This is a genomic window from Pseudomonas sp. 51_B (assembly GCF_017491595.1).
Taxonomy (GTDB): Bacteria; Pseudomonadota; Gammaproteobacteria; order Pseudomonadales; family Pseudomonadaceae; genus Aquipseudomonas; species Aquipseudomonas promysalinigenes.
The window spans coordinates 208,507-215,941 of record NZ_JAFGYW010000007.1 but is presented as its reverse complement, the minus strand read 5'-3'; the positions used below and the strand labels follow the sequence as shown (position 1 = coordinate 215,941).

Genomic DNA, 7,435 nt, shown 5'->3' with positions numbered 1-7,435 from the left:
GGTGCATTGCGCGGGGGCGGTGGGCAACTGGGGGCGCTACCAGGACTTCTACCAGGGCAACGTGACAGTCACGGAAAACATCGTCGAAGGCTGCCTCAAGGAACATGTTCGACGGCTGGTGCACTTGTCATCGCCATCGATCTACTTCAATGGCAAGGCGCGCCAGGGTATCCGCGAGGACCAGGTACCGCGCCGGTTCCATGATCACTATGCGCAGACCAAGCACATCGCCGAGCAGAAAGTATTCGGTGCCCAGGAGTTCGGCCTGGAAGTGCTGGCGCTGCGTCCACGGTTCGTCACCGGCGCAGGTGATGCGAGCATTTTCCCGCGGTTGATGCAGATGCAGCGCAAGGGCCGGCTGGCAATCATCGGCAATGGCCTGAACAAAGTCGACTTTACCAGCGTGCACAACCTCAACGAGGCGTTGCTCAGTGCGCTATTCGCCCAAGACCGTGCCCTGGGCCAGGCGTACAACATCAGCAACGGGCAGCCGCTGCCTTTGTGGGACGTGGTCAACTATGTGATGCGCCAGATGCAGTTGCCGCAGGTGACGCGCTATCGCGCCTACGGGCTGGCCTATAGCCTGGCGGCTTTGAACGAGGCGGCTTGCCTGCTCTGGCCAGGGCGCCCGCAGCCGACGTTGACGCGCCTGGGCATGCAGGTGATGAGCCGCGATTTCACCCTGGATATCAGCCGCGCCCGGCAGTATCTGGATTATCAACCCAACGTCAGCCTGTGGACGGCGCTGGATGAATTCTGCGCCTGGTGGAAGCATCAACCCTTGGGGCAATGAACCGGATCGGTAGATGATGGTCATCAGAGCGCCGCTTGAGCGGTTTATACTTATGTCTCTTTGCTACTACCGCGGTTGAAGCCACCTATGCGTAACGATGCCCACGACGATTTCGATGACGTACCCACTTTGCGTGCCGGTACCCCCGATGACGACGAACTGCTGCCTGCGCATGTTTCGCGCAGCCGTCAGAAGGCAGCCCGGCCAGCCAGCAGCGGAGCGCTGTGGGCGTTGCTGATCGCAGCGTTCATCGCCCTCGCCGGGCTGGGCTGGTGGAGCTTTCAGCAAATCTCGCTGATGGAGCAGCAGTTGGTGGCCACCCAGGAGAGCTTTGCGCGTATCAGCGAAGAGGCCGCCGGGCGCTTGCAGGCAATCAGCGGCAAGGTCGCTGCCAGCGAATCTTCAAGTACCAGCGGTAGTGAGGCCTTGAAGCTGCAGATCCGTCAGTTGCAGGCCAGCCTGGCCGAGCAGGGCAAGCAACAGCAAGGTGTGGCCGGGCAGGCAGGAGACCTGGGCAAGCGTCTGGAACAGGTTCTGGCCGATACTCGCGAGCAGCAAAAGGCGGTGACTGAGCTTCAGAACCAATTGCAAGCTCAACTGAAGGCGGTGAATGCCGAGTTGGCGGCGTTGAAGTCGGGGCAGGTGGACGGCGGCAAGCTTGATGGCCAGTTGAAGAGTCTGAGTGACGAAGTGGCGGCGCTGAAGAAACAGGGCAACCAGAAAGCTGCAGTGGAAAGCCTGGAGCAAGATGTTTTGGTGCTCAAGACCCAGATGGAAAGCCGCTCAGCGTCTTCAAATGGGGCGACCGTGCAGGAATTCGATGCATTCCGCGGGCAGACCACGCGCAACCTCAATACCCTGCAGAGTCAGATTCAAAACCTGCAGCAGCAGATCAACGCTCGGCGTTGAAGTTTATTGCAGCGGGCTTACCCTGAAATGGGCCGCCAAGCGGCCCATGTCCGGGTCACAGGCGTGGGTAATCGATGTACCCCACCGGCCCCTTTGCATAGAACGTCTCAGGATGCGCCTCGTTCAACGGCGCATCCGCTGCCAGCCGCGCCGGCAGGTCCGGGTTGGCGATAAATGGCACACCGAACGCTACCGCATCGGCTTTGCCCCCCGCCAGGGCGGCATTGGCGCTGGCCTTGTCGAAGCGCTCGTTGACGATATACGGGCCACCGAAGGCTTCCTTGATCAGCGGGCCAATGCTGTCGTCGGCTTCCTTCTCCCGCGAGCAGATGAAAGCGATGCCGCGCTTGCCCAGTTCACGTGCCACATAGGTGAAGGTCTCGGCGCGGTTGGCATCACCCATGTCATGGGCGTCGGCGCGTGGCGACAGGTGCACGCCCACGCGGCCAGCCCCCCACACGCCGATGGCTGCGTCGGTGACTTCCAGCAACAACCTCGCGCGGTTTTCCAAGGAGCCACCGTAACGGTCGGTGCGCTGGTTGGTGCTGGTTTGCAGGAACTGGTCAAGCAGGTAGCCGTTGGCGCCATGGATTTCCACACCGTCGAAGCCGGCGGCCTTGGCATTCTCGGCCGCGCTGCGGTAGGCCTCGACGATATCGGCGATTTCTTCGGTTTCCAGGGCGCGCGGGGTGGGGTAGTCGCTAAGTGGGCGCACCAGGCTTACGTGGCCCTTGGCCTGGATCGCGCTGGGTGCTACTGGCAGTTCGCCGTTGAGGTAGCTGGGGTGAGAGATACGGCCGACGTGCCACAGTTGCAGGAATATCCGCCCCCCTGCGCCATGGACGGCCGAGGTGACATTGTTCCAACCACGGACCTGCTCATCGTTCCAGATGCCAGGCGTGTCTGGATAACCTACGCCCATGGGTGTGACCGAGGTCGCTTCGCTGAGAATCAGCCCGGCGCTGGCGCGTTGAACATAGTATTCGGCCATCAAGGCGTTGGGAACGCGGCCGTCATCGGCCCGGCATCGAGTCAATGGCGCCATGATGATGCGGTTGGGCAACTGCACATCGCCCAGTTGGATCGGATCGAAAAGCGTTGTCATAACGGTTACCTGCCTTGTCAAAGCGCTTGGCGCAGTTGTTCGAGAAATGCCTCGATGGTGGCTTCGTTGCGTTTGAAAAAGTGCCATTGACCGACCTTCTGGCTGGTGATCAGACCCGCCCGTTGCAAGGTGGCCAAGTGGGCTGACACGGTGGACTGCGAGAGCCCGCAGCGTTGGTCGATCTGCCCGGCGCAAACACCGTTTTCGGTGCTGTGGTACTGGTCGGGAAATTGAGCAGCCGGGTCTTTCAGCCAGCTTAGGATTTCTCGCCTGACCGGATGGGCCAGCGCTTTTATGATTTCGTCGAGATCAAGTGGCATGGGGTGAGGCTCGTGCTGTAGCGGTATATCGCGATACAACGAAACGTACATCGGTATTTAGCGATATACAAATACGAAGAGGTTCTGAGCTGAGTGCAAATCGCTATATCGCGTTATAACGATATGCGAGATCAGGGTGCTAAACTGCCGGCATGAATTACTTGGCACATCTGCACCTTGGCGGCTCTGCTCCGCAGCAAATGCTCGGCAGCCTGTATGGCGACTTCGTCAAAGGCTCGCTCGAAGGGCGTTTTCCGCCTGCGCTAGAGGCAGCGATCAGGCTGCACCGGCGCATTGACAGCTTCACCGACCAGCACCCATTGGTATTGGCTGCGCTGGCGCGTTTTCCTTCATCGCGACGGCGCTTTGCCGGCATCGTGCTGGATGTGTTCTTCGACCATTGCCTGGCCCGACACTGGGGGGATTACGCTGAACAGCCGCTGGCGCAGTTCACTGGAGCGTTTTATCGAGTGTTGCTGGCTGAGCCTGAGTTGCCAGGGCGGCTGGCGCGGATCGCGCCCTCCATGGCGGCAGATGATTGGCTGGATGCCTATGGCGACTTTGCCACGCTGGAGCAGGTGTTCAAGGGTATTTCCCGGCGCCTGTCGCGGCCTGAAGGGATGGCTGGGGTGATGCATGAGCTGGAACGCCTGTACGAGCCGCTGCTGGCGGATTTTCGTGCGTTCTACCCTCAGCTGCAGGCGTTCGCTGCGACCGGTCGGCAGCCCGGCAGTTGAGCTTGTGTTGTCTTCGCCGGCCTTTTCGCAGGTCAAGCGCCCACAAAGCCAGTGCGGAATCTGAGGGCACCACTGCATGAATCAGGCAGCACGTGCCTGACGCCGAGGCACCGCCGGCATGTGTTCGACGCCGAACAACGCCATGTGAATCGCCTGTTGCGCCTGAAACGCCAGCGCCGCCCGTTCCTTCTGGGCACTGTCGATCGGCGTCAACAGGTGAATGCACACTTGCCCCCGAGGCTGGGCGAATAAGCGCATCAGGTGCGAAACCAGGTCGTCGTCACCAATGAAGGGTGCTATCAGGTCTGCCTTGCCGTCGCGCAGGTATTGAATGGCCACTGGCTGCACCGCCACGCCCTGGTCGATGGCACCGGCCAGCAGCCGGCCGTGGAAAGTGCGCAGCTGGCACCCATCGGTGGTAGTGCCCTCTGGGAAAATCAGCAGTGGCCGGGCCTGGCGCAATTGTTCGCTGATCTGTTCGCGCAGGCGCTGACTGTCGCCGCCACCGCGGCGAATGAACAGCGTGCCGGCTTTTTCTGCCAGCCAGCCGGCTACCGGCCACTGGCGGACTTCGGCCTTGGACAGAAACGAAAGTGGTAGCAGCATGCCTAGCAGTGGAATGTCGGTCCAGGACACATGATTGCTGACCCAGAGCATCGGCCGTTTTGGCCGCTCACCGGTTACCCGCACCTGGAACGGCAAAGCGCTGACCAGACGCTTCATGAACCAGCAGGACAAACGCTGGCGCAGCCCGAGAGACACCTTGAGCCCTGACCGGTCCCCCAGCGCGACGACAGTGGCCATGAGCAGGCCGAGCAACAATACCAGCAGCAGGCGGGACAGGCGGAGCAGTACCCGCACCCCACCCATCAGACGGCTGCCTTGAAGTGTCTGGCGTAGCGCGGGCACAGCTCGTCGCGCTTGAGCAGAATGAAGACGTCCGCCACCTGGAAGTCCTGGTCCCAGCAAGGCTCCCCACAGATCTTGGCCCCCAGGCGCATGTAGGCTTTGAGCAACGGGGGCATTTCGGCAATGACGTTGCTCGGCAACGCCAGGCTGGGCAGAGGTTTTTTTGGCTCGGCGCGCAGGTGCTCGTTGCACAGATAACGCTCGCGCAGCCGTTGCATGACCGCATGGGCTTGGACACCCCCGTCTTGCATGGGGATGCTGGCGCAGCCCATCAGGTAGCTGTAGCGGCCTTCGTTGAGCACCTCGGCCAATTCGCCCCAGAGCACGGCTATGGTGCCGCCGTTGCGGTAGTCCGGGGCGACGCAGGTGCGACCCAGTTCGAGGATCGGGCCCTGCAATTGACGCAGACCGTGCAAGCTGAATTCTTCTTCACTGTAGAAGCGCCCCAGGCTGCTGGCCGCCTGGTGATCGAGCAAGCGGGTGGTGGCCACCAGCTGGCCGGTGCTCAGGTCGCGTACGCCGATGTGCCGGCAGTGTTCATCGTAGTCATCCATGTCCAGACCCTGGTCAGCGCCTTTGAGCCTGGCCTTGAACTCTGCGCTGAACACCCTGAAACGCAGGGCTTGAGCCTCCTGAAGGGCTGCAGGCCCGACCAGGCGTTCGGCTTGCAGACGGCGTTCGGTGCTGTTGCCACCACGGTGAGCGATCCGAGTCATTGCGAGTCTCCATAAGCCAGCCATGAAGGGTTGCGGCCGGTCGGCTTTGTTGTGCACAGTCAGCCTAGGTAGGCGCGGTGTCACCCCGGTGAAGCTTTGGTGATGCTTGCATGACAGCCCCGTCAGCCTCTTGAAGGAGCGCCCTATGGCCTGGTTGCAACGACTCAACGACCCTTACCGCCAGCCATTGGCCGGCACCCTTGGCGAGGCCTATGCCGCGCAACTCGAGCGCCTTGGCGCGGTTGCCCCGTTCGAACTGGCGGTGCTGGGTGGGCGTGCCATGGCCACCCCGGGCCTGGCCTTTCTGATCGGTTACCAGGCCGCGCTGAGGGTGCTTTGGCCCAGTGCGCCGGCCAGCCTTGGTGCGTTGTGCGCCACCGAACAGCGCAGCGTGCGCCCGGCGGACATGCATACCCGGCTGGTCGGGTTGCGCCTGGACGGCACCAAGGACTTTGTTACCGCGGGCCTTGATGCAGAGTGGCTGTTGGTGGCTGCGCGCAGCGAAGCGTTGGGCGACGCGCCGCAGCTGAAGTTAGCGGTGGTGTATCCGGGTGAGGCCGGGGTGACGTTGGAAGCATTGCCCACCCTGCCGCTGATGCCAGAGGTAGGGCATGGACGCCTGCACTTGCAGGGTGCGTCCTGCGAATTATTGGCAGGGGACGGTTGGGACGCCTACGTCAAACCGTTCCGCTCGTTGGAAGACCTGTACGTGCTGACGGCTTTGACGGCTTGGTTATATGGGGTTGGACATGAGTGCGACTGGCCCCGGGACTTGCGTCTGCGCCTCCTTGGACTGTTGGCTGGGTGCGCCGAGGGCAGCCGGCAATGCGCTGACAGCGTTGCTTGCCACCTCTTGCTGGGGGGCTTGTTCTCGCAGTTCCAGGCGCTGCGCGCAGCGGTCGATGAGGCGCTGCTGGCGGGGCCGCAGCAATGGGCTCAGCTGTGGCAGCGTGATCAAGGGGTGCTGGGACTGGCCACGGCGGCGCGGGAACAGCGCCTGGCCAAAGCCTGGTCGGGCGCAGGGCTGTCATGAAAAGCGGGATCCTGTAGTTCTCTCAGCTCCTGGGCCGCTGATGCGCTTTTCCGACCATGAAAGCCTCCTGAGAATACCGTCGGCTTATTCCGCCAAAAAAGCACCCCTCCGGTCGCTTTGTAATGGGCTTGGCTCAAGCGTATTGCCCGGACTACGTGAAACCATGGCTGCCCTTGAGCGGCCTGGAAGAAGACCGCCGGCAGCGGCGGGAAAGCGCCCAGGGGCCAGGCCTGCGCAGCCCGGCTGCCTGGCAGGGTGCACAAGCAGGCTGGCGCTTGCTGCCATGAAAGCAGGCGGTTAAGGTTGGCGGTCAAGTTCTACGAGACCTGTCATGTTCAACTTCAGTCGCCTTCTGCCTGCTCTGCTGCTGGCCCTGTGCTTGCCCGCCCATGCCAATTGGCACCTTGATGGCGAGTCATCGCGCCTGTCATTCGTCACCGGCAAAAATGGTGATACCGCCGAGGTGCATCGCTTTTTAGTGTTGCACGGCAGTGTCGACCGAAAGGGCGCGGCTGCGCTGCGCATCGAGATGGACTCGGTCAGCAGCGGGGTGCCGCTGCGTGACGAGCAGATGCGCGACCATCTTTTCGAAGTGCAGCGCTTTGCCGAGGCCAGCGTGAAGGCGCAGATCGACCTGCGGCCGATCAACGACCTGGCCGATGGCGCGCAAATCGAGTTGCGCCTGCCGTTGACCGTCACCCTGCATGGGCAGTCCCACAGCTACAACGCGCTGCTGCTGGCCACCCGCCTGGATGAGCGGCGCTTCCAGGTAGTGACCCTCGAACCGTTGGTGCTGCGCGCTTCTGACTTCGGCCTGTTGCCCGGGCTGGAGAGCCTGCGCAAGTTTGCCAAGTTGAAATCCATCAACCCATTGGTACCGGTCAACGCGGTACTGATTTTCAACGCCCGCTGA

Annotated in this window: 9 protein-coding genes and 1 pseudogene; 6 read left to right on the top strand and 4 right to left on the bottom strand. The window is 62.1% G+C overall.

The features are described 5' to 3' along the window. Together J5M56_RS11395 and J5M56_RS11390 are read left to right on the top strand one after the other, a co-directional pair. A partial coding sequence (locus J5M56_RS11395) for an NAD-dependent epimerase/dehydratase family protein (protein WP_207936889.1) occupies nucleotides 1-793 on the top strand: 793 nt, incomplete at its 5' end. A gap of 87 nt (nucleotides 794-880) precedes the next feature. Further along, the gene (locus tag J5M56_RS11390; protein WP_207936887.1) at nucleotides 881-1,702 is read left to right on the top strand and encodes an ATPase; all 822 of its coding nucleotides are present in this window, start codon (nucleotides 881-883) and stop codon (nucleotides 1,700-1,702) included. Nucleotides 1,703-1,757: 55 nt separating this feature from the next. On the opposite strand, the gene J5M56_RS11385 is transcribed toward J5M56_RS11390, so the two are convergent. Both J5M56_RS11385 and J5M56_RS11380 read right to left on the bottom strand, forming a co-directional pair. After that, nucleotides 1,758-2,807 (bottom strand): alkene reductase, encoded by a 1,050-nt coding sequence (locus J5M56_RS11385; protein ID WP_060478093.1) that lies wholly within the window; start codon nucleotides 2,805-2,807, stop codon nucleotides 1,758-1,760. Nucleotides 2,808-2,824: 17 nt separating this feature from the next. After that, entirely contained in the window at nucleotides 2,825-3,127 is a 303-nt protein-coding gene (locus J5M56_RS11380; RefSeq protein WP_060478092.1) for a helix-turn-helix transcriptional regulator, read from the bottom strand. 152 nt (nucleotides 3,128-3,279) lie between these two features. Here J5M56_RS11380 and J5M56_RS11375 point away from each other — a divergent pair, with 152 nt between their 5' ends. Then, the gene (locus tag J5M56_RS11375) at nucleotides 3,280-3,864 is read left to right on the top strand and encodes an ACP phosphodiesterase (protein ID WP_186477515.1); all 585 of its coding nucleotides are present in this window, start codon (nucleotides 3,280-3,282) and stop codon (nucleotides 3,862-3,864) included. An 81-nt stretch (nucleotides 3,865-3,945) separates the two neighbouring features. Here the strand turns inward: J5M56_RS11375 and J5M56_RS11370 are convergent, their stop codons facing one another. Together J5M56_RS11370 and olsB are read right to left on the bottom strand one after the other, a co-directional pair. Next, the gene (locus J5M56_RS11370; RefSeq protein ID WP_186477634.1) at nucleotides 3,946-4,734 is read right to left on the bottom strand and encodes a lysophospholipid acyltransferase family protein; all 789 of its coding nucleotides are present in this window, start codon (nucleotides 4,732-4,734) and stop codon (nucleotides 3,946-3,948) included. Further along, nucleotides 4,734-5,489, bottom strand: a complete 756-nt coding sequence (olsB, locus tag J5M56_RS11365; RefSeq protein ID WP_060478089.1) for an L-ornithine N(alpha)-acyltransferase — start codon at nucleotides 5,487-5,489, stop codon at nucleotides 4,734-4,736. The genes J5M56_RS11370 and olsB overlap by 1 nt, the downstream gene beginning before the upstream one ends. Nucleotides 5,490-5,634: 145 nt before the next feature. Between olsB and J5M56_RS11360 the strand changes: the two genes are divergently transcribed. The 3 genes and pseudogenes from J5M56_RS11360 (at nucleotide 5,635) to J5M56_RS11350 (ending at nucleotide 7,435) form a co-directional block, all read left to right on the top strand. Continuing rightward, nucleotides 5,635-6,522: an acyl-CoA dehydrogenase gene (locus tag J5M56_RS11360; protein WP_186477516.1), complete on the top strand. Its 888-nt coding sequence runs from the start codon at nucleotides 5,635-5,637 to the stop codon at nucleotides 6,520-6,522. 79 nt (nucleotides 6,523-6,601) lie between these two features. Then, a pseudogene (locus J5M56_RS11355) lies at nucleotides 6,602-6,809 on the top strand (amidase); the annotation flags it as partial. Between the two features lie 44 nt (nucleotides 6,810-6,853). After that, complete coding sequence (locus tag J5M56_RS11350; RefSeq protein WP_186477518.1) at nucleotides 6,854-7,435, top strand: YceI family protein; 582 nt, start codon at nucleotides 6,854-6,856, stop codon at nucleotides 7,433-7,435.